The organism is Mesorhizobium sp. M0991 (assembly GCF_040318915.1).
In the GTDB taxonomy this organism is placed as follows: domain Bacteria; phylum Pseudomonadota; class Alphaproteobacteria; order Rhizobiales; family Rhizobiaceae; genus Mesorhizobium.
In genome coordinates this window covers 235,445-261,932 of record NZ_JAMYNE010000005.1, presented here as the reverse complement: position 1 = coordinate 261,932, position 26,488 = coordinate 235,445, and the positions used below count along the sequence as shown (strand labels likewise).

Here is a 26,488-nt window from a genome sequence, read left to right as displayed (position 1 = left end):
CCTTCCGGATTGGAGGATTACCTGCTTCTCGTCAGGTAACCACAAATGGCAACTGCAACCGGGAAGCGGAAGCTTCACTTGCCTTCGAAGAAAGTATGAATCGAGACTTCCAGCTTTTCGATAAGCTGAGGGTTGTGGCAACTGCCAGCCCAGATCAGGGCGTTTAGCCTCATCTCTTTGTTGATAAAGCTCACTTTCCCAGAATCCAGCAGGTATTCCGCGATCTCGTAGTGCCGCCCCTTGATAGCCTCGATGAGCGCGTTGTTTCTCCCCGTCTTGTCGGTCAGTTTTATTTCCGCGCCATTCTCCACGAGCAACTTGACGACTTCGAGATGCCCGTTCTTCGCCGCCTCGATAAGAGCCGTTCTGCCGTAGTAGTCAGCTCGCACGTTGATCTCTATTTGGGGGTGTCTCACGAGGACTGAGATACACGCGTAATGTCCCTTGGCGGACGCAAGGCTCAAGGGCGTGCTCTTCCACTTGTTTCTGGAATTCACGTCGATTTCCGGGTCTTCGATCAGCACCTCGACCACCGCTGTGCGGTCATTGAGGGCTGAAAGGTGAAGTGCAGACCAGCCGCCGTCGTCCGACTGATTGATGTCGGCGCCAGCCGCCAATTCCGATCGAACCGCCTCCGCATCGCCTTTTTCTGCCGCGACCAGCAGGGGAGACCAGTCTCTTGCCCCTTCGGCTTCCAAGCTGTTGGTCAACGCAGTCGCCTCCTCGGATAGTCGGCAGAATACCACAGAATCCGCGATAGTGGGGTCGTCCTGTGTAGGGTTCTCTGGCGCCCGTGGGGAGCGCTGTCGGCCCGAAACGGAGGATCAGCGCTTCACGTCCGTCTCCTCACATTCTCCTGATATCGACTGGCTTTCGCGGCCATCCAGACTAGATAGAGCCTGCGCCGGGCGGAACGATGCAGAAGGACCTGAACATGCCTGAACAGATTACCCTGAATAGACCTGAACAAATCAGATTGAACGACGGCTCCGCCATTCCGCAAATCGGCCTCGGCGTGTGGCAGGTCGATCCAGCCATCACCGCCAAGGTGGTGCGCTGCGGAATCGAGGCCGGCTACAGACTGATCGATACCGCCGAAGGCTATCGGAACGAAGAAGGTGTCGGGCAGGCAATCCGCTCGGCCGGCGTGCCGAGAAGCGAGTTGTTCATCACCTCGAAACTGCGCAACGGCGCGCATCAGCGCGACGCCGCCTTGCGCGCCTTCGACGAGACGATGAGCAAGCTCGGCATCGAGCAGATCGACCTGTTCCTGATCCATTGGCCGGTGCCCAGCCAGGACAGATATGTCGAGGCCTGGAAGACGCTTATCGAACTCAGGCAATCAGGCCGGATCAAGTCGATCGGCGTTTCGAACTTCAACCACGACCATCTCGAACGGATCATCGGCGAGACCGGCGTCACGCCGACCGTCAACCAGATCGAGCTCCACCCCCGCTTCCAGCAGCGTGACAGACGCGAATTCCATGACAGGCACAACATCCGCATCGAGAGCTGGAGCCCGCTGGGCAGCGGCCGGCTGTTGAGCGATCCGACGCTTGAAGGCATTGCCAGGAAACACGGCAAGTCGGTGGCGCAGACGATCGTCAGGTGGCACCTTCAGGAAGGGCTGATTGTCATTCCAAAGTCGATCCACCAGGATCGGATCGCCGCCAATTTCGATGTCTTCGATTTCGAGTTGGAAGCGAAGGACCTCGAGCTTATCCGGTGCATGGATTCGCCCGACGGCCGCACCGGCCCGAACCCCGCCACGGCCGCATTCCTGTTCTGAGGGCCGACCGGGACGTTGGCATTCCTTCACACCCCCCTCTGTCCTGCCGGACATCTCCCCCTCAAGGGGGGAGATCGGCAGCTTCAATAGCCGCGCCCTTCTTGCAGCGTCGGAGATTAGCGAAGGCCGCGATGCGGGCCAATTTCCCCCCTTGAGGGGGAGATGTCCGGCAGGACAGAGGGGGGAGATGTCCGGCAGGACAGAGGGGGTGCTGTCCCGCCAGCGATCAAGACTACCCTTCTCGCTAGCCTCATATCCCCGAGCCATCCACCAGCGGCACATCTTCCCCTTCCCAGGGGCTCGGCATCGATCCCTTGCTGAGATTGGCCGACGGCAGCGGCATCCAGCACTTCAGTTCGGGTTCGGCATATTCGACGATGCGTCCTGGCGACGAATCGGAAGCGCGCCAGCCTTCGCTGCCGAACTGATCGGCGCGGGCCCAGTAAGCCATGTCGACCTCGGCCGGCCCCTGCTCGGATGGCCGAACCGTGACAAGGATTCTGCTGCCGTCCCTTGGCGCGCTCGACATGTGGCGCCACTGAGCGGGCTCGTCCATTGCATTTCCTCCTGCGATCTTCGCCTCGCACGGATAGTCGCTTCGCGTTCGGAAGCGGTCAACCCGAACTTTTTTGCCTGAGACAAAACCCCTGCCCCGTCGTCGCGGAACAAGTCATGGCGCGCCGGGTTTGGGCAAGTTGTTGAAGGAAGCAAAATGAGACCAGCGCCGCGACCGATCCTTATCATTGTTGCATGGCAGCCCGCGCCTTTCGTTCGCAACCCGGTCCGGTCGCAATGAGGCAGGCCGGTTCCGATCGTTCCATCCCACCTGAGGAGAGGAAAGGCGGCATAGGCCGAGCGCTCGGCCTCGGCCTGATAACAGGGGCGGCCGACGACGATTGCTCCGCGATAGGCACCTACGCCAGTGCCGGCGCCCGCTTCGGACCCGACCTGCTTTGGACGGCTCCGGTGACGTTGCCGATGATGTATGTGGTCGTCTACCTGTCGTCGAAGCTCGGCCAGGTATCCGGGCGCGGATTGTTCCACGTCATCAAGGACTTCTATCCACGGTGGCTGCTTTGGTCCGTGCTTTTGGGGGTGCTCATTGGAAACACCATTGAGGCCGCGGCGGATCTTGGTGGAATGGCGGCCGCGATCAACATGTTCGTACCGCTTCCCATTCCGCTGATCGTGCTGTTCGTCGCCGCCCTCATCTTCGCCCTCCAAGTCTTCGGCTCCTATACTTTGATCCGTAACATCTTTCGCTGGCTGGCGCTGGCGCTGCTCGCTTATGTCGGTGCCGCCATTCTGGCCAAGCCGGACGCCGCGGCGGTGCTGCGCGGAACGCTGCTTCCCAAGATCGAATTCAACCGTGAGTTCCTGTCGATCCTGGTCGCCATCATCGGCACTACGCTGTCCGCCTATCTCTACACGTGGCAGTCCAATGAGGAGGTCGAGGAGGAGATTGCCCAGGGGCGAACGACGCTCAGCCAAAGGAAGGGCGCCACCGACAGCGAACTCCGTCGCTCTCGCCGGGACATCCTCATCGGCATGATGTTTTCAAATCTCATCATGTATTTCATCATCCTGTCGACGGGTGCTACGCTCTACAAGGCGGGCCACCACGATATCGACACGGCTGCACAAGCCGCGGAGGCGCTGCGCCCGCTCGCTGGCCAGGCCGCAAGCGTTCTGTTCGCCGCAGGCGTGATCGGCGTCGGTTTCCTCGCGGTTCCTGTCATGACCACCGGCGCTGCCTATGATGTTGCACAAGCCATCGGCTGGAAAAACAGCCTGCACGCCCGGGCTCGAGAGGCACCCAAATTTTATCTCGCCATCGGCTTTTTTACGGCGATCGCCGCTGGCCTTAACTTCCTCGGCTTCAATCCGATGAAGGCGCTGGTCTGGTCCGGCATTGTTCAGGGCTTCTCGACGCCGCCTTTGCTGCTGCTCATCATGCTGATGACGAACAGCCGCAGGATCATGGGCGACCAGGTGAACAGCCGGAGCACCAACATACTCGGTTGGACAACGACCGCCGCCATCTTCTCGGCGACGATCGGCCTGGTTGCAACCTGGTTCATGTGATCGGGCGGAAGCAAAGGGACGCCGCCGGTTGGATTACCCGTTCCCGCTTACGGACTGTCCCAGCTTTGCCGATCTTGGAAACTCCACAACGTCTCCGCGTGGCCGCTTGTATTGCGCTGCGACAATTGCATCGATCAAGAGATCCAGAGCCGCACGAGCCGTGCGGCTCGTCTCGTCGTCGCCGCTCAAATAATGGCAGGCTCGTTCAAGATGGAGGTGTGCGGCGGCAAAGTCGCTTGTCATCGGCTTCTCCCTGTTGTCCGCCGGCAGGCAAGATGACCGCCCCGATTTACCCAAAAGCAAATATCCACAGCCGGATTTGAATCAAATTGGACTGACTCGCTGCATGCCCGCGGGACAAGGTGCTGGCAGGCCTTTGCATCGCTGGTCGATGCGCTGCGCCGGTGCAGTACGCCGCGTTGAATGAACCAATTGCGGGCGATGTGCCGCAAACTCAGTTCGCTCATCGCCCTGCTTTTGAAATTTTCTCGCTCTTTTAATTCTACAAACTCTCTAGACTTGAAGTAGATCGCTAGACCCAAGATCTTAAAACAGAGCGCTTGAGAGGGAGCCAGGAATGTCGAAGAAGCTCGTTGTGGGGCTGTCGGGCAACTTGACCCGGCCATCGAAGACCAAGGCGTTCGTCGGCCACATTGTCGGGCAGGCCGCCGAAAGCATCGGCGCGGCCTCGGCCGTCTTCGACATCGAGGATCTTGGCGCGTCCCTGCCGCGGGCAAGGCGCCTCGGCGACCTCGACCCGGCGGCGCGCAATATCGTCGAACGGCTGCTGGGCGCCGATATCCTGGTGGCCGGCTCGCCGACTTTCAAAGGCAGCTATACCGGGCTTTTCAAGCATTTCTTCGACCTGCTCGATCCGTCATCGCTGAGGGGCAAGCCCGTCATCCTCGCCGCGACCGGCGGCGGCGAGCGCCATTCGCTGATCGTCGAGCACCAGCTGCGGCCGCTGTTCGGCTTCTTCGAGGCGCTGACCGTGCCGACCGCGATCTACGCCTCCGACAAGGATTTTGCCAATGGCGTGCTGGTATCGGAAGCCATCCACGCCCGCGCCCGGCAAGCGGTCGCCGAGGCATGCCGGGTAACCGGAGTGCCCTACGGCGTCGGCCTTGCCGCCTGAACGCACCACTGACCCGAGATCCCCTTTCCGATCCATCCAGGAGCACGCCGCGATGACAAGATCCACCAAATCCAGGCAAATCAAACTGGGCGCTTTCCTGCCCGGCGGCGGACAGCATATCGCCGCCTGGCGTCACCCCGAGGCGCCGGTCGATGGCGCCACCAATTTCGAGTTCCACAAGCAGCTTGCCCTGACCGCCGAACGCGGCCTGTTCGACGCCTATTTCCTCGCCGACAATCTGACGGTCGGGCTCGGCGCCCGCGAAGGCGGCAATGCCAAGATCGCCGGCTTCGAGCCGGTGACGCTGTTTGCAGCGCTGGCGCCGCTCACCACGCATCTCGGTTTCATCGCCACCGCCTCGACCACCTATGAGGAGCCCTATACGCTCGCCCGCAAGTTCGCCTCGCTCGACCTTCTGTCGAATGGCCGCGCCGGCTGGAACGTCGTCACCTCGGCCGGCGACGAAACCGCGCGCAATTTCAATCGTGAGACGCAGCCTGCCCACGCCGAGCGCTATGCCCGAGCGCATGAGCATGTCGAGACGGTCAAGGCGCTGTGGGACAGCTGGGAGGACGATGCCTTCGTCCGCGACAAGAAATCGGGGCGCTTCTACGATAAGGACAAGCTCCACGACATCGACCACAAGGGCGCGCATTTCAGCGTCAAAGGGCCGCTCAACGTGCCGCGCCCGGTGCAGGGGCACCCGGTGGTGGTGCAGGCGGGGCAATCGGAGGACGGCCGCAAGCTCGCCGCCCACTCGGCGGAAGTCATCTTCACCGCCCATCAGAACCTGGCGTCGGCGCAGGAATTCTATCGCGATATCAAGGCCCGCGTGACGGCCGTCGGCCGCGATCCCGAGCAGGTGCTGATCATGCCGGGCGTAGCACCCTTCGTCGGCCGCACCGAAGAAGAAGCGCGCGCCAAATACCAGCAGCTGAACGATCTCATCTTGCCGGAGGACGGCGTCGCCCTGCTCAACGGGCTGGCCGGCCAGACGCTCGACATCAGGGGCTATCCGGTCGACGGACCGCTACCGCCGAGCAAGGAAACCGAAGGCATGAAGAGCCGCCAGGCGCTGATCCGCCAGATTGCCGACGAGCACAACTTTACCATCCGCCAGCTCTATCGATGGGTGGCGACGGCGCGCGGCCATTACACCGTCATCGGCAGTGCAGTGCAGGTCGCCGACCAGCTGGAGGAATGGTTCGGCAACGAAGCCGCCGACGGCTTCAACATCCTGCCGCCCTGGCTGCCCGGCGGGCTCGACGACTTCGTCGAGCTGGTTATCCCCGAACTGCAGCGCCGCGGCCTTTTCCGCACGGCCTATGAAGGCAGGACGCTGCGCGAGAACCTCGGCCTCAGGCGGCCTGAAAACCCGTGGACCGCCGCTCGCTCGGCCGTGCTGGCTGCCGAATAGTCCCGAGAAGCCCGATACTTTCCAAGCAAGAGGCAAGACGATGACTTTGCAGCACATCGAACAGGCCGCCAGCCTCGGCACGCGTGACAGCACGACAAGCCTCGGCTCGGACTTCCTGCGCCTCGGCGGCCGGGCGGGAATTCGCTTCCTGTCGCGCTACGGCGTCCTCATTGCTTTCCTCGCAATCTGGCAAGTGTCGAGCAGCGCCGGCTGGGTCAACACGGCCGTGCTGCCGCCGATCGACATGATTGTCGCGGCACTTTGGAAGGGGCTGGCCGGCGGCACTCTGCTCGGCGACATCGCCATCAGCCTGCAGCGCGCCGGTCTCGCCTTCGCGGCCGCCGTGCTGGTCGCCATCCCGCTTGGCCTGTTCATGGGCCAGGTGCGCGCCGTCGAAACCGCCCTCGATCCGATCCTGCAGGTTTTCCGCCAGACCTCGGCGCTGGCGCTCTATCCGGTGTTCATCCTGCTGCTTGGGCTCGGCGAAGCCTCCAAGGTGTTCGTCATCTTCTGGGCGACGCTGTTCCCGCTGCTGCTCAACACCATCGGCGGCGTCAAGCAAGTCGATCCGAAACTGCTGGAGATGGCCCGCGTCTATGGTGCCAGGCAGCTCACCGTGTTCCGCCGCGTTGTGCTGCCCGGCGCCGTGCCCTCGATCTTCGTTGGGCTGAGGCTCAGCGCCACCACGGCGCTGCTGCTTTTGATCGCCTCCGAAATGATCGGCGCCAACAAGGGCATCGGCTTTCAGGTGATGAACGCGCAGTACAACTTCCAGATTCCGCTGATGTTTGCCGCAATCGTCATCCTCGCCGGCCTCGGCCTGATCGCCAACCAGGCGCTCGTCAGCCTGCAGCGGCGACTCTGCCGCTGGAGCAATGCCGTCGACTGACCTCCCCTTTCGCCATCGACCAGACCCAAGCCAACCAGGAAAGACCCGCACCATGAAAATCACCCGCCGTTCCCTGCTTGCCGGCGCGCCGTTCGCCGCCGGCCTTCTCGCCGCCGGCCTGCCGCGCTTCGCTTTTGCCGAAGCGGCACCCGTCAAGTTCCGCTCCCTCGCCAGCCGTGGCAGCATCTCTCCGCATGAGCTGGCCGGCGAGCTCGGCTATTTCAAAGGCCTCGGTATCGAGGTCGAGAATGTCGGCTACTCCGGCGGCGGCCCGGAATCATTGTTTGCGCTCGCCTCCGGCAGCGTCGATATTGGCTCGGCTGCAACCGCCGCCGTGATCAACTCGATCTCCGGCGGCAACGACTTCGTCGCCGTCTATCCGAGCAACGGCATCAACAGCAAGGTGCGAAGCGTCTTCTACGTGCTGGACGACAGCCCGATCAAATCGATCGCCGACATCGCCGGCAAGACCATCGCCGTCAACACGCTCGGGGCCCATCTCGACTACACCGTGCGCGAGGCGCTGCACAGCGTCGGCCTGTCGCCGGATGCCGCCAATCTCGTCGTCGTGCCCGGACCGCAGCTCGAGCAGACCTTGCGCTCCCGCCAGGTCGACATCGCGGCGCTGGGCTACTGGCAGGCGACGTTTGCCGGCGCGCTGGTCGACAATGGCGGCGTGCGTGGCGTGTTCAACGACACGGACGTGCTGGGCGAGCTGGCCGGCGGCTTCGTCGTGCTCAGGCGCGACTTCATCGCCGCCCATCCCGACGCCGCCCGCAATTTCGTCGAGCAATCGGCGCGCGCCTCCGACTGGTCGCTGCAGAACCCCGACGAAGCGCGCAAGGTGCTGGCAAACATCCTCGACAAGCGCGGCGAAAACGGCGAGCTGGCGCGCTACTGGACCGGCTTCGGGCTGCGCCAGGGGGCCAAGGCGACGGACCGCGACATCGACTTCTGGGTCAGCGTGCTCGAGCGCGACGGCCGGCTGCCAAAGGGTAAGCTGAAGGCAGCGGACATCCTCTACCGGCCCGGCGAAACCAAGACCAACTGACAAGGCCAACCGGCAAGGCAATCAGCTGGGAGACGAGCCCGATGAGCAGCACAAGCGGCGGTGAGGTCAGCATACGCGACCTGTCCAAATCGTTCAGCATCGGCGGGCGATCGCTTGCAGTGCTGAGGACCCTCAATCTCGACATCCGCTCGGGCGAATACCTGGTCATCGTCGGCGCCAGCGGATCGGGCAAGACTACGCTGCTGCGCATCCTGGCCGGACTGGAGGCGGCCGACACCGGCGGCGTCGCCATCGACGGCAAGCCGGTGCACGGCGTCGGTGCCGAGCGCGCGGTGATCTTCCAGGAACCGCGCCTGCTGCCCTGGCTGACGGTGCTCGGCAATGTCGCCTTCGGCCTCGAAGTGCGCGGCATGCCGAAGGCCGAGGCCGAGGAACGGGCGCGCTTCTATATCGCGCTCGTCGGCCTCGCCGAATTCAGTGATGCTTACCCAAGGCAGCTGTCGGGCGGCATGGCGCAGCGCGTCGGCATCGCCCGCGCCTTGACCGTGCAGCCCGAAATCCTGCTGCTCGACGAGCCGCTGGGCGCGCTCGACGCGATGACCAAGATCGGCATGCAGGAGGAACTGGCGCGCATCTGGAGCGAGGAGAACGTCACCATGGTGATGGTGACCCACGACCTCGAGGAAGCGATCTACCTCGCCGACAGGGTGCTGATCCTGCCCAAGGAGAAAGGCGGCGCGGCGCGGCTGATCGACATCGACCTGCCCCGCCCGCGCGAGCGCAGCGAAAGCCGCTTCGTGCGCTACCGCGAAGAACTGCTGCGCGAATTCGGCCTGCACTGAAAGCCTAAAAGGCCTTAGGTTCCTCGCCCCGCAAAGCGGGGAGAGGTGTCTCGGCGAAGCCGAGACGGAGAGGGGCCTTCCTTTTTGAAAGCCCCTGCCCCGCGCTCCTTCCTGGAACCGGATTCCCCGCCCTGCATTTCCTTAACCGGGAGGCGAAGGAGCGCGGCATGAAAGCTTTGTTCGCAATCTTTGGCGGCTTCGTCCTGACGCTCGCCGTATTCGCCAGCGGTCTCGCCTTCGCCACCTGGCTATTGATAGCCAAGCCGGTACGGCCGGCCGTCCCCGTCTCCAGCGTCGAACTGTGGACCAAGGACCCGCGCCCGGTAAACCAGGCCTCGCAACGCCTCGAGCGCCTTCCCGCTCGCGCGGTCCCCGTTCGCACCTCGGAAGTTGATCGCAGCTCGAAACCCGCCGACACCGCCGCAGCTTCGATCCCCGACACCACCGCCACCGGCTCTATCCAGCCACCAGCGGAAGAGCAGCAAGCGCTGCCCGCCGCTCATGTCGAATGGTGCGCCAGCCGCTATCGCTCCTACCGGCCGGACGACAACCGCTACACATCCTACAGCGGACAACAGCGCCCCTGCATCTCGCCCTATCTCAACGCCGGCGATGACGGCAGCTATGTCGAGGCGAGCGATACGTCGTCGGTGGAGGGCTACGCGCCATCGGATGAACCCGGCGCCGCCGAGCTCTCATCCGACCACGTGCAATACTGCTTCAGCCGCTACCGGTCATATCGACCGGAAGACAATAGCTATCAGCCGTATTCCGGCGGGCCGCGTCGGCAGTGCCAGTAGCAGGGCGCTGGGCGGCGGGCTAGCGGACCGAAGGGCATGGTGTCTTGTGCGATCCCACGCTCGAGCGGCTAACCAACGATCACGCAAATTTTTTTGGATCGTTCGGATCGGCGCGGCGTTCATCCGACAGGCAAAGGAGGAATCAAGATGGGCGACCAACGGGACGACAAGATTCGTGAGCGCGCATACCAGATCTGGGAACGCGAAGGCGGGATCCATGGCGATCCCGAGCGGCACTGGCACCGGGCCGAGGCCGAGATCGACAGGGAGGCAGCCCTGCCGTTGACGGCAGGCGATGCCCTGCCGGAAACCCGCGAGGTCGCGAGCTCCGACGTCTTGACGGTGGAGGCCCTCGCGGTTCGCACCGGCATATCGGGCGAACAGGCGCAGGAGCTGATCGACAGGCTGGGCAACGACAGGGCGGCGATCGAGCAAGCCGCGCGCAACCTCAAGGGGACGCGGCGGCCCTAGCCAAGGAGAGACAGATGATCAGAAAACTCAAAGACGGAAAATACCGCCTCTATTCGCGCAAGAAGGATGAAAAGACCGGCAAGCGCCGCAATCTCGGGACGTTTGACAGCCGCGAGGCTGCGGAAAAGCACGAACGCGAGGTGCAGTATTTCAAGAGGCATTGAGGGGCGTGCCGTCGCTTGCCAGGCAGCCGCGCCGGACGCCTGGCGGAACCTGAATTCCAGCCCTCACAAGCCGTCGCGAAGCCGCTACCGCTCCTACAGGCCAAGCGACGACCACTACACATCCTACAGCGGACAACAGCGCCCCTGCATCTCGCCCTATCTCGATGCCGGCGGTGCCCCGCAAAGGAAACGTTCGCCAATTGGGTCACGAATGCCAGCTTGCGCTCAGAATGATTGTCGTATGGTGCAGCATTGCCTGATCCTGAAAGCGGATCATCGCAGTACAATCGCTTCAAATCGGATAGCTGCTATTTGATCGCCGCGAGTGACTTCCCTCGACGCTGATAAGTTGGCAAGGTCATGATCTCGCCGCGCGAGATAATGGTTCGGGGCACTTATTGGGGGAAGATATGGCCACAAACTCTGAAGCTGCCGAGCCGCCATTTGAAACTGCGGTGCCGCTGACCAACGGGTCTTCATTGCAGCTCCCGGTTTCAACTGCTGCCCCGCTTTTCGTCGTCGGCCCCAATGGCGCCGGTAAGTCTGGTTTAATGCTTTCGCTCTATCGGAAGAATTTTGCGAGAGCTGTCCGCGTCGCCGCACATCGGCAGACTTGGATGGAAACCAACTCGGTGCCGTTTTCACCGCAAAGCAAGATCCAGACCGAGACTAACACGAAGAATCAGGATGCTCAGCCTGAAGCTCGCTGGCGCGAATACGATCCGGCCTCACGGAGTGGCTTGATTATCGCTGACCTTATCGATGCGGATAACAACCTCTCTCGGAACATCCGAGCGGCCGTCAAATCTGGTAAGAGCGCCGAAGCAGCTCAGTTGGCGGACGAATTACCTCCACTTGAGACAATCAACGAGCTTTTGGTCGGATCGGGCATTCCAATCGCCATGACGATCGAACCGAATAGCACGATCGTCGCCAGAAAACGTGAGGGCCCGCCTTATAGCATCGCGGCCCTATCTGATGGCGAACGGGCCGCGCTGCTGATCGCGGGCGTGGTACTAACGGCCAAGAAAGGCTCGCTGATCCTTGTCGACGAGCCCGAGAGGCACTTGCACGCATCAATCGTCACACCATTGCTTCTACAGCTCTTCGCAAAGCGTCCGGATTGCACGTTTGTAGTGTCTACTCATGAGTTGAGTTTGCCCGTCAGTTGCCGCACCGCCAGAACCGTGTTGGTGCGCGACTCCAAGACCGTCAATGACGATGTTGGAAATTGGGACTTGGATGTTCTTGAGCCGGGCATTGGGATCGATGATCCGACCAAAGAGGCTATCATTGGCTCACGCCGCAAGATGCTCTTCATTGAAGGAAGCGCGGACAGCTTAGACAAACCGCTTTACGAAATCCTGTTTCCCGGTGTGTCGATCTTTCCAAGAGCGACTTGCAGCGACGTTGAGCACGCCGTTACCAGTGTTCGTGACACCAGTGCAATTGCGTGGATTCAAGCTTACGGAATAGTCGATCAGGACCAGCTCACTTCAGATAAGAAAATAGCCCTTGAGGCAAAGGGCGTCTTCGCACTTGCCGTCTATTCAGTTGAAGCTCTCTACTACAACCCGACTATCGTGGAGTTGATCGCGAAGCGACAGTGCACGGTCATAGAAGGCGATCCTAGTCAGATGATCGTCAAGGCGTGGACCGATCTTCTTGCCGCGATAGCGTCCAACGCGGATCGCCTTGCTGCTCGCATGACAGAGCAAGCCGTCAAGGACCAAATTAGTCTTGAGATGCCCGACTGGAAGAAAATTCAGGCAGGACAGAACGTCAGTATCGCTGTGGATTCGCAGGCCCATTACCAAGCAGAGAAGGCGCGTTTGCAGGGCTGGATCATCTCTAAGGACGTTGACAAGATTATCGCTCGCTATCCAATCCGAGAGACGCCTGCCTTAACTGTGATCGTGAGTGCTCTGCAGTTCAAAAGCCGTAGCCAATATGAGGCGGCTGTTCGCAAGCTGGTTATAGACGATGTTGTGATAAGGAGCATGTTGGCCGAGCATTTCGGTGGGCTTCCCGCTGCTATGACGTAACTAGTCGGCAAGTCTTCTTGAGGATCGGCTCGGGCAAGATAGGGTGAAGGTCGATGCCCTCGGACTTTTTGATCGGCCGAGGAGCGGCGGCTGTCCAATCTCTCCTGAGAGCTGCCGATCCGCTTCAACCAAAATGCGATATATGGCATTTGCTCGGAAAGGTAGGCTCTTGGCGCTAAGCCGACCTTCGAACGGCACGATTGAACACGCGTCCTGCTACCGTCATCTCTGAGCGCTTAGCGCGTCGCTCGGCGTGGTGACGACAGGGCATCCAGCCGCTCCTGCAAGTGCCCGTTGAGCACGATCAGGTGGCGCCTTGCCCCAAACTCATCGACGCTACTCATTGCCGTAGTCTGGCTCATCGAGCGTGCCGACCTCGATCCCGAAGAAGTCGGCCGGATCACTGTCATCGGTCTCGACTACCTGATCAGCCAAATCCGCGAACCCCAGTTCCTTAGTTCCGTCCAAATCGAGGCCGCAGACCTTGCAGCTAAACTTTCGCGGCGACCAGATTCCATCGACGAAAATGGTATTCTCAACTATCTCAGCGGGCCGGTCAGCAATGTGCCTAAGATGGAGCAGACCTTGGCTTTCACACGCGGGGCACCCAGTCGCCTTTACTGCAGTTCCATTGGTGTAGCGTGCCCATGTCACGCCAGATTCGTCGGCCTTTCGACGATCAGACAGTTCCTCAATACGAAGTCCGGCTATAGATTTCTTGCAAGCCTGTATCCGATCAAGAACCTCCTTTCTAACTTTGGCAGACTGTTCAGCTGTAACTTCATTGGCATCTTTCGCGTGCTCCTTGCCTAATAATTCGTCCAAATCTCGACCCATAAACTCTGTCAGGATCTTCGTAACGCGGTAGAAATCGGGTACCCATTTACCCGATTTGAAATCTTGGAAAGCGTCTTCGCCGGTGTGAAGTTCCCGATTTCTCTGTTCCGCAAGGATGAGGCAAGTACGCACGTCCTCCTCTGTAAAGCCCGGCACTAACTTGCCGAGCCGCTTGAAGACGGTATTCGACATGATGGTTTTCGGATCGCTCGTGGGAACTCCGAACGCGTAGAGGATCGCTTCGCCTTCGCTGCGAGGGTCGGCTATCAGGACGGGATGGATCTGGGAAAGCGCTGCCTTTCCTAACAGTTCTAGCGCGAAAGACGCCAAGAGTGGAAATAGTGGACTCTTGCGGTCGGACTCCATTGCCTGCCTGCCATAAACTCCCGCCTTTGCCCACAACGTGTCAGTGGTCCACTCCTGCATGATGCCAAGCCTCCAATCGAACCAGCTCGCGGTTTTCACCCCCGCCTTTGGCGTATCCCCGCGAGTGCGTACAATTCCAGTTGTCAATCAATAGCGCAGATTTTGGCTTCCATTTATGTGGTGACTCGACCCTTGGAACGAGCTTCTTGATGATCTGTAGGCATGCCCATGCTTCTCCGTTTTCGGGCTCCAAGAAATCCGTATCCCACCGGTGAATGAGATGTTTTCCAACTGCAGTCATCCCGCCAACGACAAAGGCCATGCCTCTGACCCTCAGATGCCACTGGCTGCGAGCGTGTATGTCTTGCATCTTCTTTGGCAGATCGATGATTCGAGTAACGTTGGTAGGCGTCTCGTAGGATTGCTGGGTTTCGTTGATCAGAATGATTAGCCGAGGTGGAAATGGTCTAAAGGCGAAGTCACTGTGATGTGGAAAGCTGTTTACACCATGTCGCGCGGATAGTGTGTTGGCTCTTGCTTCCTCGGCGTTTTTCATGGCGAGGTCCGTGGAGGTCACTAGCCCGATACGCTGACGTAGTGCACGTTCTAATAGCGGCTTAGAACCGTCCGGAAAATCGACCGCTACGAAGCCGCCTCTAAGCGCTGCTTCTATGGCGTCCCGAAAACTTTTGACTGCGTCACTCTCAGCCATTTCAACCTATGAGATAAGTGCACTTTGGAGCCAAGAAATGCCCGCTGTTCGTGCCTTGTTATGTAGCGTACACGAAGTTGCTCGACATCTGGGCCACAGGGATTTGGGTCAGAGTGGATTCTGGAGAATTGTCCTGGTCGCAACCAGAAACCACTGTCAACGATGAAAAGTAAAGTGGTTTTCAAATTAGGTCGATTGGCAGCACTGGTCTTATTGGAACCATCAAACGACAAAAAAAGAGAGGGCGAAACGGCTTGCGCCAAGACCAGAGACGCTTCGCCAGCTGTTCCTGCATTCAGGAAATCTTTGCGCCTTTCCTGGGTGCAATCGGCTAATGATGAACGAGGTTGGCAAGTTTGTTGGCCAAGTCTGTCATATCGAGGGAGCTGAAGAGGGAGGCGAACGCTTTCGGGAGGACATGAGCAACGAGGAACGGCGTTCTGCGGCCAATCTCCTGCTGCTTTGCTATGATCACCATGTCGAGACCGACGATGTCATCGCTTATCCTGCAAAGCGGATGCGGCAGATCAAGATCGACCACGAAAAGCGCTTCGCTTCACCCGACAGGGCAATGCTGGCAGAGATGACCGATTGGACTCGCGCTGACGCCGCGACCTTCCCGGTGAATCTTCTTGCGCTTAATCGCGCCTGTGGATGGAATTTCAACCCACCGCATCCAGCCGCTCCTGCAGATACCCGTTCAGCACGATCATCTCCTTGAGCGCCTTCACCGCATCGCCCTTGTGCTGGGCAATGAACTGGTCGGCGACGGCCTGAAGGGCGGCCTCCTGGCGGCTGTCCAGTGTCACGATGTGGTCCACGGTGGGGCCTCCGAGCGTTCCTGTTGAAATTGAACAAAACGGGAACAAAAATGTCAAGAGCGAATTGACTTGGCGAGGAATGCCTTCCTATTTGTCAGTAGGCGGGGCGGTTGCTCACAAATCGAGGAGAGCCGCGATGGGCAGACGAAAAAGCCGGTTCGACAGGCTGTCGGCGAGGGATGCGGAGGCGATCATCAGGGACGCTTTGAGCCTGCGCCGGACGGTGCTGTCGTCGCAGCTGCATCTCAAGGCGCATGGCGAGCTGTTCTGGCAGCTTTGCGGGCTTGTCGAGAAATTGCACGAGGTGCTGGCCAGCGTCGCGGAGAAGGAGCCCGATTACCGGATGGCGGAGCTTGGCCTGCTTCCCCTCCCCGAGGATTACTCGACCCGGAAATGAGCCATGGCCGGGCCGATGGACAGCGTTGGACGTGCCGCCAAGGCCAACATGCTGCTTATCGTGGAGTGCGGCCACTGCTACCACGTCGGGCGCTTCAGGGCGAATGACGTGGCCCAGGTGGTGGGCTGGAACAAGCCGCTGGAAGCGATCAGGTTCAGGTGCAAGCGATGCAGCCGCAAGGACACGACGGTGAAGACGCAGTTCATCGACCAGGATCATCCGCCCAAGGGCTACATCTGGGTGCTGCAGAAATTCAAGCGCTAAAACAAGGAGCCTTGCGCCGGCGCCTGCTGCGGAAATTTGATCTGTGTCGCCGGTTTTTCGACGATCACCAGCGCGTCATCGGGCGCCGTGCGCTGCAGGTGTCTTGTCTCCGACCATGGCGCCGTCAGCCAGGTCTCGGTTTCTTCCGGCGTGGTCAGGATCACCGGCATTGCCTTGTGGTGGATCGGCGCGATCAGCGCGTTGGGCCTGGTCGTCATGAAGCCATAGACCTGGTGCTCGGCGGGGCCGTCCTTGACCTTGCGAATGCCCTGCCAGCGCGTCCACAGGCCGGCAAAGAAGAACAGCGGGCGGTCCTCGCCGAGTGCAAACCAGAAGTTGCGCTGAATGCCGGTCTCGGGGTCTTTGTCGCCGGGCGTCGGGCTGGGCTCGGCGAAGCTGGTGACGGGCACCACGCAGCGGTTCTCGATGCCGAGATATTGCTGCCAATGGCCGTATTGCGGATTGCGGATATTGGTGGTGCCGTAGTCGGCCTTGCCCTTGACCCGCTCCAGTGGCGTCGGCATGCCCCACAGCAGATTGGCCAATTCGCGTTCGCCGTCCGGCGCGTTGCGCACCACCGGGCCGGGCTGGTTGGGATAGATGTCGATGGAGGGTTCGAGATTGCCGAGGATGTCACGCAGGGCGCGGGTCCACTGGCGGATGGCCTGCTGGCTGGTCGTGATATTGTAAAGATTGCACATTTCAGGCCGTTCCCGGATGCTCAGGCATCTTGTTGGAAACGGCCCGGAATTTCCAGCGCTGTCCGTTGGGTTGCTGACACGGCAGGCCGTGTCAGCAATGGTTTTGTGAGACCTACCGCGCCGATTGTCTCATAGCTTGTGCGGCGACTGCCGCCAGAAAAGCCCTCGCCGCGGCATCGCAGGCCGCTCGAGACGGGCCTTTGGCGAAAAGAAGAAGCTCGGCGGCTCGAATGTTGAGCCCGTGCTTCCTTGCGAATGTGGCTAGATCGTAAGGCTTGTTGTCGTAAGGCTGGTCGTCATAGTCGATCGTCAGATCGTAGTTTTCTTTCATTTTCTTCCTCCCGTTAGCGATCTCCCCCTCCAGTCGCTAACGCAAAATTAACGTCGATGGCGGCGGGCGAGTCCACCAATCAGAGATTGTGTAAAAAACGTACGAGCTCGGATGCTCGCCCTCGCAACGGGGCCGCGAGCAATCGCCGCGGACCGGACCGGTCGAAAGAGCCGATTATGATGGCAACGTTGGAAAAGGCTGCCACGGCCTGGTGCCACGGGGTGTCCGCGACGCCTACCGTGCCTAATGGCAGTCATTTTCATCTTCCAGGCCCGGTCCGCAAAGCCGGCCTCGTCGGGTTCGGCTAGAGAATAAATCCGGCTAATAACACCGTAAGGAGCAGTGACAGCGGAACGGCCGCAAGACACCAGATCTCCAACGTGTTGTTTTGCAGCGGGTCCATCGTCAGCCTCACTTTTTGGTTCGTCATTGTGACACTAACGGTTGGTCGGAGGTAGGGGTTCCAAGCGACGCCGTTCATAGAGCGCTGCCTGTGCTGTATATTAGCAACAGCTTGACGACCGCTGAGCCCCTAACGCTTGGGACAGCTTCATTTGGCGCCGGATTGGATGCGTATTCCGCAGGAATGCAAGCGCCCCTCCGCAGCAGCCGTGCGGCGATCGATCGCCGCCCTTGATCAGCGCCGAGCCGATCATGCCCCGGAACCCAATGCCTGCGTCGACCTCCGGCCGAAGTTTCGCTACCACCGAGCCGATCCGATGTTCACTCACAGCCAGCGATGCCCGTTAATAGGACCTAAGTCTGACCTGCCTGCGCAATGGTCTCGTGTACAGCCGGCGCCGGGAACAACTGCGGCCGTCTTCAGTTGATGGCGTCATCTCCTCGAGGAGAAATCGGCGCAGAATCAGTCCCTTCATGCGCTGATTAGGGTCTGCCTGCCATTGCTGGATTTGGCGGGCGGACCCTTGGTTCTGTACGCTCCAGATCGAAAGCGGGTAAGCTCGGGATCACTCATCATCCCAGAAATCCTTTAGTGAGGGCGGAGGTCTTCCTTGCCCCTGAGATGCTTGACCTGGCTTGACATCCGAAAAGGACGACCTCCCAGCGGCCGCACGCAGCGGGGTCGCCCTCAGCCCTCCAGCGCCTCGTGCTGGTAAAGCTCGTCCATGCTGAGCGTCGCAAGCGCGGCGAAAGGTGCCTGCTTCTTCACGCGGCCGTTGCTCAGGATCACCACGTCGTCGCAGAACGAGATGGTGCTGCGATGATGGCTGATGACGATGGTGGTGCGGCGGCCGGCCCGCGACTTGAGCGTCTCGACGATCGCCGCTTCCGACAGCCCGTCCACTGCATTGGTGGCTTCGTCGAGGATGAGGATATCGGGATCGCGCACCAGGGCCCTGGCCAGCGCGATCCGCTGCCGCTGGCCCGCCGAGAGATTGACGCCCCGGTAGCCGACGACGGTCCTGTAGCCCTGCGGCAGCTGCTCGATGAAATCATGCGCTTCGGCCAGTTTTGCCGCGCGCTCGGCGTCGTCGGCCGAGGCCGCGTCCTGGCCGTAGATGATGTTGTCGAAAATGGTGCCGTCGACCAGCTCCAACTCCTGGCTGGCGAGCGCGATGTGCTTTCGCCATTGGCTGGGGTCGATACGGTCGAGCGGCAATCCATCGACGAGGATCCTGCCGCTGTCCGGTTCGACGAAGCGGCACAGGAGATTGACGATCGTTGTCTTACCGGCGCCCGAGCGGCCGATCAGCGCCGTCGAGCGGCCGCTGCGGAGGTCGAAACTCGCCGCATGCAGCACCACCGCGCGCTGTTCCGAACCGGAATAGGTAAAGGTGACGTCCTCGAACTTGATGCCCTGGCTGAGCCCGGGGAACGCCGCGTCACCTTGCGGCGGCGCGGGCTTGTCGGACGGGTCCAGCATCCACGTCACCTCTTCCAGCGACCCGCTCAGGCCTTGCAGCTGGCTCCAGGCCATTTGCAACGACCGCATATAGGGCTGCAGCCGGTAGAGCAGGATGACGAAGGCGACGATCAGCGGGAAGCTGACATCGGCGAACCAGGCGCCGATCACCACCGCCAGGAACAGCATGGCGTGCAGAACTTCGGTCAGCGGCGGCAATGCTCCCTGACGCGTCAAAAGCACGAACGCCGCCCGGCGCACTGCATCCGATGCACGGTCGAATGCCGCCTTCTCGCGTTGCTCCTGGCCAAAAATGCGGATCAGCCGCCCGGCATGCACCAGATGCAGCATCTGCGATGCGAGCTGGCTGTTGCGGGAGGCGACGCTGCGGCTCGGCGCCTTCAGATTTGCCGACAGCATGGCGTGCGCGACCTGCACCAGCGCCAGCCCCAGCGTGACCAGCAACGTCATCTGCCACGATAGAAGCAGCAGGAAGGTCAGGAGGATGATTGCGGCCGACGCGTTAACGATTGCCCCAAGCGTGATCTGGATGGCATCCGAGGCCCGCCAGGATTCGTTGGAGATGATGTTGAGCAGCCGTCCAGGGCTTTGCTGCAGGAAGAACGGGTAGCCTACCCTAAGCAACTGCTCCGACAGCGCGCTGCGGATCGAATGGCTGGCCTTGCCATAGATGAAGGTGGTCAGCAGCGTGTTGGCGAAGGCGAACAGATTCTTCAGAACGATCGAGCCGAGGATGGCGACCGATATGACGATCAGCCGGTCGCGCTCGCTCAGGCTCGCTCCGACATGCTGGAAGACGGCGGAAAAGCCGGCCATGCCGGTCTGCCCCTGCCCCATGATTATGTTCAGCAACGGGATGATCAGGCCGATACCAAAACCTTCGAGCGCGGCGCTGAGCAGCCCGAGCACCACCACGGCCGGAAGCAGGCGCAACTGCTTTTGCCCGAGCGCGCGGCGCAGCATCGGCAGGCTGGGCGGCATCAGTCGCATGATAGCGGATCACCTCGCCTCGGCATTTGCCTGTTGCTCCTGTCGCACTTCCGTTGTCTTTGGCGATTTCGCCAGCAAAAGCACCGCGAACTTGGCCGCGCCGAGCAGATTCATGCCGATGATCGGCCAGTGCGACAGCTTGAGTTCGCGGTCGAACAGCGGGCCTTTCCTCAGTTCGCGTAAGGCCGCCCTCATAGACCAGTAGAAATGGCGAAGCAGCCACGGCGCGTACCGGATATGTTTCAGGCAAAGCCCGCCATTGCCCATGCTGTAGTCGCGATGCAGCTTTTCGATGGCTTTGCGGTCGCGCCGGCCGTGATGGTGATAGATGGTCATGTCGGGCACATATTCGACCGGAATCCCAAGCAGCACCGCCCGCACCAGATAGTCCGTATCCTCCGCCGAGCGCAGCGGGCCGCCGGCGCCGAAGCGTTCGTCGAAACGGCCGATGCGGGCGGCAACATCGCGGTGCATCGTCATGTTGCAGCCGAGTACGAAGCCGCCGGGATGGACATCCGGCGTAAGCCGCGCGCGCACCGGCGACCGCTTGATCGTGAACGGCAGGTCGCGGAGATCGCCGATCTCTACGCGGCCGCCACGGATGACCCGTTCGCCGGCCGCATAGTGCCGCTGCAGATCGCGCAGATAATCCTTGTGGACCGCACAATCATCGTCGACGAAGACCAGCACGCGGCCCCGCGCCCGCTCCAGCCCGGCATTGCGGGCGGCCGCCAGTCCAGGTCGTGGTTCGCGAATAGCCGTGAACGGAATGTCCGAAAGTTCGGCGATGCTGGCCAGCCGTTTGGCCGTGCTGTCGGTCGAGCCGTTGTCGACAACCACCAGTTCGGCAGAGAAGGCAGGGTAGGCGCGGCACGCGGCCTGGATCGACTTTATGCAAGGCTCGAGCACGCTGACACGGTCGCGTGTGCAGACGATGAAGCTGACCGCCGGCGCCGGTCCTTGCTGCGGCTGCGGCGACATGGCCGCCGGCACCGTCGAGCGGCCGCGCTGCTGGAGCTGGTGCGATTTGACGAACATGCGTTGCTAGCTCAACTCAGGGGAAGGCAAAACCGCCGCGGCCGGCACGGACTGCAGATACCGCGACAGGGCATCCACCTGCCTGGTGACCGACATCGAGGCGAGACTGAAGCGCGGCGCGAAGGCACCGGTGCGAAACACGTACTGCTCGCGGCGCCGGATGAGCTTCCATTTCGCCGTCCGTGTCAGGAATTCGTGCATCAGCAGCGGCTGTCTTTCCCCCGATATCAACTGATAGAGGAAATAGAACAGGTTCAGCGTGCCAGCCTGGTAGCTCGGCCTCGTCTCGGCCGGCAGCCCGGCAATCCTTTCTTCCAGCGCAAGGATCCATTCGGCGGCACGGCGAACCGTGCCCATCGACAGGACCTCACCGATGTCGCGGAGGCCTTGCGTCCCTTGTGCGAGCCCTTCGCGCTCTAGGTTCTCGGCGACGATCTTCAAATGCGTCCTGCGCATTTCGCGCTTGTGCCTGTTGGTCACGCTGTCGTCATGGATACGATAGGCGATCAGACTTTCGGGGATCATGGCCGCCGGGTAGCGGTCGGTCAGCCGCCTGAACAGGTCGAAATCCTCGGCATGCTTGTAGCTCGTGTCATAATATAGAACGTCTTCTTCTATGACATTCCTGTTGTATACCACCGTGGAATGCATGAAGATCGTGAAGAACATCGACAATATCCGCAGGCTATTGTCCTGGAATATCGGATCGGGCGACCCCCTGACGACGCGGTTGCCGAGCAAGGTGTCGAAGCCTGCACCGCACAGCGCAAGGTCAGGCTGCTGGTTAAACAGCGCGACCTGTCGCGACAGGCGCCGGGGATAGGCGATGTCGTCGGCATCCATCCTGGCGACCAGATCGCCGCGGGCCACCGCCAAGCCTTCATTGAGCGTTGCGATCAGGCCACGGTTTTCGCGTGAGATGATCGAGATGCGGCTGTCGGCCTGGCGATATTTCTGCAGGATCTGCAGCGAGTTGTCCGTCGAGCCGTCATTGATGGCGATGACCTCCACACGCTCGTAATCCTGCCGCAGGACGCTGCCCAGCGCGGCGGCGAGGTAAGGTCCCGCATTGTAGATCGGCAGCAGAACTGACACCAAGGGAGCAGCCATGATCAGCTCCGATCGGTTCGTTGCAGCTTGCGTGGCAAGCGTGATGCGCCATCAAGCGGCTTGCCCAGATACGCTCCAGCCGCGAGCCATCCGGCATTGGTCGTGTCGATGCCTGCCGGGAAGCCGGCGCGGTCTCTCCGGGCAACATAGGGGAAGTGGCGTTTGAGGCTGTTGAGCGGCATCTCGAAAAGCAGCCACGAGACCGAGGCCAGCATGAGCGTCGCCGTTCCCGCCACCAGGAACTGTCCCGGCCCTTGTTCCGAGACGTTGAGCGGGATCCAGGGCTGCGACTTGACGACCAACGCCAGCACTATCGGATGGTAGAGATAGACGCCGTAGCTGATGCGGCCAAGGCCAAGCAGCGGCGGCAGTTCGAGACCTTTTCCGATATAGCCGCCAACGCCTGTCGAACAGCTTGCAACGATGACCACCAGCGGTACGAGAGGCAGGATCTGCAACAGCAGCCAGAGGCCCCATTCCTGCACCGGATTTGCCGGCGCCGGCGCAAACCACTGCAGAACGAAAAACGCCACCGCGAGCCCCGGCCAGCCAGCTCGAAGCCATTGCGGCAAGCCGGCAGCTCTTGACCGATAGGCGGCAAGCAGCGCACCGGACGCCAATGCGTCCATTGACGCCGGCGGCAGCAGGTCGCGTGCCAAACCGGGCGTTCCAGCGATCGGCCAATAAAACCGATAGGCCAGCGACAGCACGATAACGCCAATGCAGATCGATTCCAGGCGCCGGCGCGGCGCCAGCAGGACGATCAGCGGCCAGGCGATGTAGAACTGCTCCTCGATGCTCAGGCTCCAGAAATGGCAGAGCAGCCAGGGCGTCCATTCATTCTGCGCTGCGTACCAGAAATTCGACAGATAGAGCGCATGCCAGACCAGCGATCCTCTGGACTGCTCCAGGTCCACCAGCCAGACAAAACCCAGCACGGCGAAATAGGGCGGGAATATCCGCAGCGCTCGCCTGATATAGAAGGATTTCAGCGCCGGTCCGGTTTCGAATTCGGCGGCCGCTCTGGCTTCCAGCAGCAGTCGCGTGATCAGAAAGCCGCTCAGCACGAAGAACAGACGCACGCCGATATGGCCCCAGAACGAGGACCCGCCGACCGCGAAGAAGTGGGCGTACAGCACCATCGTCACGGCGATGGCCCTCAGCGCGTCCAATTGGGTGTCGCGCGCATTTCCCATTAGCGGCGTACGCCGGCGGGACGGCGAAACTGCCAATCGGTCAACATGGCGGCGTCGTTCACGGCGCATTTCCAATCGGAAGCGCCCCCCTCACGCAGAATAGGGCCACCATTGTGCAACGCAACACAAAAAGTTGACACATTTGAAACAGGAACGTGAGGCGCGGCTAATAGAGGCTCAAAAACTGCAGGAAACAGCCTGAATTGTCCATTTCTGACGGTTTTTGGCGCCCTACCTTGGCCTGCCGATATCAGTGTCGAATGTGCTGCGATGCAGCAAGCTTGCCGTCATCACGGAACGCGTGAAGCTCATCCGTTCGATCGCCGCCAGCGGCACCGGCGTCATCCTCGTCACACACGATCTCTCCACGGTGCGGGCGCTGGCCGACAGGATCGTGGTTCTCAGCCTTGGACGCGTGGCCTATGACGGATCCGCCAGGCACCTTAGCGCCGACCAGCTGTGGAGCCTCATGGCGAGCGGCGCCCTCGCGTCCGCCGGGCAGTAGAAGGCGTGGACCCGCTTCGCGGCACCCACTCACACGCAAGCTTCCCGCCTCTGAGCTACGCCTCCTTGCTGGCATTCGCGAGCCCCACTGTGCGACGCTCCGGGAGCCCCATTCCGACGAGTGCACCGGCGAGCGAGAACAGGGCGGAGACGTCGATTGCCGAGGTGAAACCATCGCTGAAGGCATGTGTAGACGCGAAGCTTCCGGTCCCGGCGAACACCGCACCGGCGATCGCGATCCCCGACACACCGCCCAGAAAGCGGAATGTGTTGAATGTGCCGGCAGCCTTACCGACTTCCGGCCGCGCGACCGCATTGAGAACCGCATTCTGCGCGGCAGGCATGGCCATCGATACGCCGGCACCGGTAATGATCAGCGGGGCGACTAGCTGGATATAGGGCAGATCAGGTGCTGCGATCTGCGCCAGCCAAGCCATTCCGGCTGCCTGCAGGATCAATCCGGCCACGACAAGCCAGCGCTCGCCGACGCGATTGATCAGGCTGCCGGCGATCGGTGCAACTACAAAAAGCGTGGCGGTCCAGGGCAGCAATCCCATGCCGGCGCCGAGCGGCCCACGGCTCTGGGAAAACTGCAGAAACTGCGGCAACAGGAATACGAGGCCGTACATGGCGGCGCAGAGCAGGAAGTTCGCACCTACGCCCGAGGAGAATGCGCGCGCCCGAAAGAACCGCAAAGGCAGCATGGGCTCACGGGTACGCAACTGCCAAAGGACGAATGCGATGGCGAGAAGCAGCCCGGCCGCCAGCGCCGTCAGCACTTCAGAGCTGCTCCAGCCCACGATGTTGCCGCGCATCAGACCCCAGACCACTCCAAATGCCGCCGCAGTTACCAGCACGACGCCGAGGACATCGATTGCCGTGCCCGGCCCGTGGCTCTCCGGAATCCGACGCATCACCAGCGGGATGAGAACGATGCCGACCGGAACATTGAGCCAGAAGATCCAGTGCCAGGAGAGGCCTTCGGAGATCGCACCGCCCGCCATCGGACCGATGATCAGGGCCAGGCCGGTGATGCTGCTGAATATCCCCAGCGCCTTGCCTCGTTCCTCCGGAGGAAAGGCGACGCTCAGAAGCGCCATTGCCAACGGCATGACCATTGCGGCACCCGCGCCCTGAACCGCGCGGGCGGCGATCAGCAATCCGGCATTTCCAGCGAGCGCGCAGGCAACGGACGCTGCGACGAACAGCGCCAATCCGGCGATGAAGATGCGGCGTCGGCCAAACCTGTCACCGAGCGCCGCCCCGGTCATGAGCAGGACGGCAAAGCTCAAATTATAGGCGTTCATCGTCCATTGCAGCGTCTCCAGCGAGGCATCGAGTTCGACCCGCATCGTACTCAATGCGGTCGCGACGACCATCGCGTCGAGAACGACCATCAAGGAGCCTATCGACGTGAGGGCGAGAACCCAGACCTTCGTTGATGCCGCACTTTGCTTGCTCATGATTATGGCGCCTCCGGCTCGAACAGAGAGCCCGCCAGGTTCGCGGGCCCACGCTGCAGAGACGCGGAGGCATCACCAAAGGATTCCAGCCAAAGAAAGTTTTTTCGACCGAATCCTTTTGCCATCGTCGAGCGTCTATAGGACGCTGCGCCCGATGGCGGGCGCCTCTGCCTGGGAGATATGCATGAAATCGACCCTTGTGCGATGACCGGATCCGCACCCGGCACGCCAGAAGGACGGGAGCCATTTGACCGGCTGCTCGGCGAATTGCGGCCGAAACTGCACCGTTATTGCGCCCGCATGACCGGTTCGGTGATCGATGCCGAGGATGTCGTCCAAGAAGCTACGGTCAAGGCGCTCGAGGCGTTCCCCGGGACCGGGCCGATAGCCAATGTCGAGGGCTGGCTGTTCCGCATCGCGCACAATGCAGCGCTCGACCACCTACGCCGTCGCGCCAGGGTGGATGCCGCGCATGCCATCGAGGATATCAACATGATACCTGACCCCGGCATGTCGGCCGAGGGTCGACACACTGCAGCCGCAAGCCTGCAGACCTTCATGCGCCTGCCCGCGGCGCAGCGTAGCAGCGTCATCCTCATGGATGTGCTCGGCTATACGATCGAAGAAATCGGCAACATTATCGACAGCAGCGTTCCGGCGGTGAAAGCCGCACTGCATCGCGGCCGTCTGCGCCTGCGCGAGGTCGCCGGCGAGCCTGACGATAGGCCAGTGCCGTTGTTGGCCGAGCCCGAGCGGGCGCGTCTGGCAGCCTATGTAGAGCGGTTCAACGCCCGCGACTTCGATGCGATCCGCGACATGCTGGCCGAGGACGTGCGGCTTGACCTCGTCAACCGGCTCCGGGCGAGCGGCCGCACGAAAGTGGGCCGGTACTTCCACAATTACGCGGGTATCCACGATTGGCGGCTGCTTCCAGGCGTGGTCGATCGGCGCCCAGCCATTCTGGTGATCGACCCGGACGACTCGGCCGGAGGGCCAAAATACTTTATCCTGCTGGAATGGGCGGGCGACAGATTGGCGAGAATTCGCGATTTCCGCTATGCGCGCTACACGCTTGATGGCGCCGAGGTGGTGGCCCTGCAAGCATAGCAATTCTCTTTCAGAATATCGAACCGAGCACGGGCCAGCCCGCTTCCTTGGAAACGCACCAGCTATTTTGGATCGCGGCCGCTTGTCATCCAAGCGGCCGCCCTTTTCCGCCGATCC

Annotated in this window: 29 protein-coding genes; 16 read left to right on the top strand and 13 right to left on the bottom strand. The window is 61.3% G+C overall.

What is annotated here, in order from left to right; all coding sequences use genetic code 11:
- Positions 1-74 precede the first annotated feature (74 nt).
- Positions 75-710, bottom strand: coding sequence for an ankyrin repeat domain-containing protein (locus tag NKH70_RS10595; RefSeq protein ID WP_353025222.1), 636 nt, complete (start codon positions 708-710; stop codon positions 75-77).
- A gap of 224 nt (positions 711-934) precedes the next feature.
- Between NKH70_RS10595 and NKH70_RS10590 the strand changes: the two genes are divergently transcribed.
- A complete protein-coding gene (locus NKH70_RS10590; protein WP_352721094.1) occupies positions 935-1,789 on the top strand; it encodes an aldo/keto reductase in 855 nt (284 codons plus the stop codon).
- A 250-nt stretch (positions 1,790-2,039) separates the two neighbouring features.
- Here the strand turns inward: NKH70_RS10590 and NKH70_RS10585 are convergent, their stop codons facing one another.
- Positions 2,040-2,345 (bottom strand): hypothetical protein, encoded by a 306-nt coding sequence (locus tag NKH70_RS10585; RefSeq protein WP_352718268.1) that lies wholly within the window; start codon positions 2,343-2,345, stop codon positions 2,040-2,042.
- 236 nt (positions 2,346-2,581) lie between these two features.
- Here NKH70_RS10585 and NKH70_RS10580 point away from each other — a divergent pair, with 236 nt between their 5' ends.
- The 11 genes from NKH70_RS10580 (at position 2,582) to NKH70_RS10525 (ending at position 12,649) form a co-directional block, all read left to right on the top strand.
- Positions 2,582-3,874 (top strand): Nramp family divalent metal transporter, encoded by a 1,293-nt coding sequence (locus NKH70_RS10580; protein ID WP_353015641.1) that lies wholly within the window; start codon positions 2,582-2,584, stop codon positions 3,872-3,874.
- A gap of 577 nt (positions 3,875-4,451) precedes the next feature.
- Complete coding sequence (msuE, locus tag NKH70_RS10570) at positions 4,452-5,009, top strand: FMN reductase (protein ID WP_352915554.1); 558 nt, start codon at positions 4,452-4,454, stop codon at positions 5,007-5,009.
- A gap of 52 nt (positions 5,010-5,061) precedes the next feature.
- A complete protein-coding gene (locus NKH70_RS10565) occupies positions 5,062-6,426 on the top strand; it encodes an LLM class flavin-dependent oxidoreductase (RefSeq protein WP_353025219.1) in 1,365 nt (454 codons plus the stop codon).
- Between the two features lie 40 nt (positions 6,427-6,466).
- Positions 6,467-7,315, top strand: a complete 849-nt coding sequence (locus NKH70_RS10560) for an ABC transporter permease (protein ID WP_352718260.1) — start codon at positions 6,467-6,469, stop codon at positions 7,313-7,315.
- Positions 7,316-7,367: 52 nt separating this feature from the next.
- The gene (locus NKH70_RS10555; RefSeq protein WP_352915549.1) at positions 7,368-8,366 is read left to right on the top strand and encodes an ABC transporter substrate-binding protein; all 999 of its coding nucleotides are present in this window, start codon (positions 7,368-7,370) and stop codon (positions 8,364-8,366) included.
- A 41-nt stretch (positions 8,367-8,407) separates the two neighbouring features.
- Complete coding sequence (locus tag NKH70_RS10550) at positions 8,408-9,169, top strand: ABC transporter ATP-binding protein (protein WP_353025218.1); 762 nt, start codon at positions 8,408-8,410, stop codon at positions 9,167-9,169.
- Positions 9,170-9,336: 167 nt separating this feature from the next.
- Entirely contained in the window at positions 9,337-9,969 is a 633-nt protein-coding gene (locus NKH70_RS10545) for a BA14K family protein (protein ID WP_352915544.1), read from the top strand.
- A 147-nt stretch (positions 9,970-10,116) separates the two neighbouring features.
- The gene (locus tag NKH70_RS10540) at positions 10,117-10,440 is read left to right on the top strand and encodes a DUF2934 domain-containing protein (RefSeq protein WP_353015638.1); all 324 of its coding nucleotides are present in this window, start codon (positions 10,117-10,119) and stop codon (positions 10,438-10,440) included.
- Between the two features lie 14 nt (positions 10,441-10,454).
- Complete coding sequence (locus tag NKH70_RS10535; RefSeq protein WP_127204769.1) at positions 10,455-10,604, top strand: hypothetical protein; 150 nt, start codon at positions 10,455-10,457, stop codon at positions 10,602-10,604.
- Positions 10,543-10,920, top strand: coding sequence for a BA14K family protein (locus NKH70_RS10530; RefSeq protein WP_352915539.1), 378 nt, complete (start codon positions 10,543-10,545; stop codon positions 10,918-10,920). The genes NKH70_RS10535 and NKH70_RS10530 overlap by 62 nt, the downstream gene beginning before the upstream one ends.
- Positions 10,921-11,014: 94 nt before the next feature.
- Positions 11,015-12,649, top strand: a complete 1,635-nt coding sequence (locus tag NKH70_RS10525) for an AAA family ATPase (protein ID WP_352915536.1) — start codon at positions 11,015-11,017, stop codon at positions 12,647-12,649.
- A gap of 336 nt (positions 12,650-12,985) precedes the next feature.
- Here NKH70_RS10525 and NKH70_RS10520 read toward each other — a convergent pair whose 3' ends face one another.
- From NKH70_RS10520 to NKH70_RS10505, 4 genes are all read right to left on the bottom strand, one after another.
- A complete protein-coding gene (locus NKH70_RS10520) occupies positions 12,986-13,912 on the bottom strand; it encodes a S1 domain-containing protein (protein ID WP_352915534.1) in 927 nt (308 codons plus the stop codon).
- Positions 13,893-14,408 (bottom strand): hypothetical protein, encoded by a 516-nt coding sequence (locus NKH70_RS10515; RefSeq protein ID WP_352915531.1) that lies wholly within the window; start codon positions 14,406-14,408, stop codon positions 13,893-13,895. Before NKH70_RS10515 ends, NKH70_RS10520 begins: the two co-directional genes overlap by 20 nt.
- A gap of 487 nt (positions 14,409-14,895) precedes the next feature.
- Positions 14,896-15,105 (bottom strand): hypothetical protein, encoded by a 210-nt coding sequence (locus NKH70_RS10510; protein ID WP_353025215.1) that lies wholly within the window; start codon positions 15,103-15,105, stop codon positions 14,896-14,898.
- Positions 15,106-15,226: 121 nt separating this feature from the next.
- Positions 15,227-15,385: a hypothetical protein gene (locus NKH70_RS10505; protein WP_352915526.1), complete on the bottom strand. Its 159-nt coding sequence runs from the start codon at positions 15,383-15,385 to the stop codon at positions 15,227-15,229.
- A 136-nt stretch (positions 15,386-15,521) separates the two neighbouring features.
- On the opposite strand from NKH70_RS10505, the gene NKH70_RS10500 reads away from it, so the two are divergent.
- The gene (locus NKH70_RS10500; RefSeq protein WP_254819421.1) at positions 15,522-15,782 is read left to right on the top strand and encodes a hypothetical protein; all 261 of its coding nucleotides are present in this window, start codon (positions 15,522-15,524) and stop codon (positions 15,780-15,782) included.
- Between the two features lie 3 nt (positions 15,783-15,785).
- Positions 15,786-16,046, top strand: a complete 261-nt coding sequence (locus tag NKH70_RS10495; RefSeq protein WP_023677293.1) for a hypothetical protein — start codon at positions 15,786-15,788, stop codon at positions 16,044-16,046.
- Here the strand turns inward: NKH70_RS10495 and NKH70_RS10490 are convergent.
- From NKH70_RS10490 to NKH70_RS10465, 6 genes are all read right to left on the bottom strand, one after another.
- A complete protein-coding gene (locus NKH70_RS10490) occupies positions 16,043-16,747 on the bottom strand; it encodes an SOS response-associated peptidase (RefSeq protein ID WP_353025213.1) in 705 nt (234 codons plus the stop codon). The two genes, NKH70_RS10495 and NKH70_RS10490, sit on opposite strands and share 4 nt — an antisense overlap.
- A 112-nt stretch (positions 16,748-16,859) precedes the next feature.
- Positions 16,860-17,078 carry a hypothetical protein gene (locus NKH70_RS10485; RefSeq protein WP_352718238.1) on the bottom strand — a complete coding sequence of 73 codons (219 nt, stop codon included), beginning with the start codon at positions 17,076-17,078 and terminating at the stop codon, positions 16,860-16,862.
- A 1,090-nt stretch (positions 17,079-18,168) separates the two neighbouring features.
- Positions 18,169-19,953: an ABC transporter ATP-binding protein gene (locus NKH70_RS10480; protein WP_502908341.1), complete on the bottom strand. Its 1,785-nt coding sequence runs from the start codon at positions 19,951-19,953 to the stop codon at positions 18,169-18,171.
- Between the two features lie 9 nt (positions 19,954-19,962).
- Entirely contained in the window at positions 19,963-20,991 is a 1,029-nt protein-coding gene (locus NKH70_RS10475; protein WP_502908340.1) for a glycosyltransferase family 2 protein, read from the bottom strand.
- Positions 20,992-20,997: 6 nt separating this feature from the next.
- The gene (locus tag NKH70_RS10470; RefSeq protein WP_352977339.1) at positions 20,998-22,101 is read right to left on the bottom strand and encodes a glycosyltransferase family 2 protein; all 1,104 of its coding nucleotides are present in this window, start codon (positions 22,099-22,101) and stop codon (positions 20,998-21,000) included.
- 2 nt (positions 22,102-22,103) lie between these two features.
- Entirely contained in the window at positions 22,104-23,297 is a 1,194-nt protein-coding gene (locus NKH70_RS10465) for an acyltransferase family protein (protein ID WP_353025211.1), read from the bottom strand.
- Positions 23,298-23,520: 223 nt separating this feature from the next.
- On the opposite strand from NKH70_RS10465, the gene NKH70_RS10460 reads away from it, so the two are divergent.
- Positions 23,521-23,802, top strand: a complete 282-nt coding sequence (locus NKH70_RS10460; protein ID WP_352913956.1) for an ATP-binding cassette domain-containing protein — start codon at positions 23,521-23,523, stop codon at positions 23,800-23,802.
- A 55-nt stretch (positions 23,803-23,857) separates the two neighbouring features.
- Here NKH70_RS10460 and NKH70_RS10455 read toward each other — a convergent pair whose 3' ends face one another.
- Positions 23,858-25,264 (bottom strand): MFS transporter, encoded by a 1,407-nt coding sequence (locus tag NKH70_RS10455; protein WP_352718230.1) that lies wholly within the window; start codon positions 25,262-25,264, stop codon positions 23,858-23,860.
- A gap of 204 nt (positions 25,265-25,468) precedes the next feature.
- Here NKH70_RS10455 and NKH70_RS10450 point away from each other — a divergent pair, with 204 nt between their 5' ends.
- Positions 25,469-26,371 (top strand): sigma-70 family RNA polymerase sigma factor, encoded by a 903-nt coding sequence (locus NKH70_RS10450; protein WP_352913954.1) that lies wholly within the window; start codon positions 25,469-25,471, stop codon positions 26,369-26,371.
- Positions 26,372-26,488 lie beyond the last annotated feature (117 nt).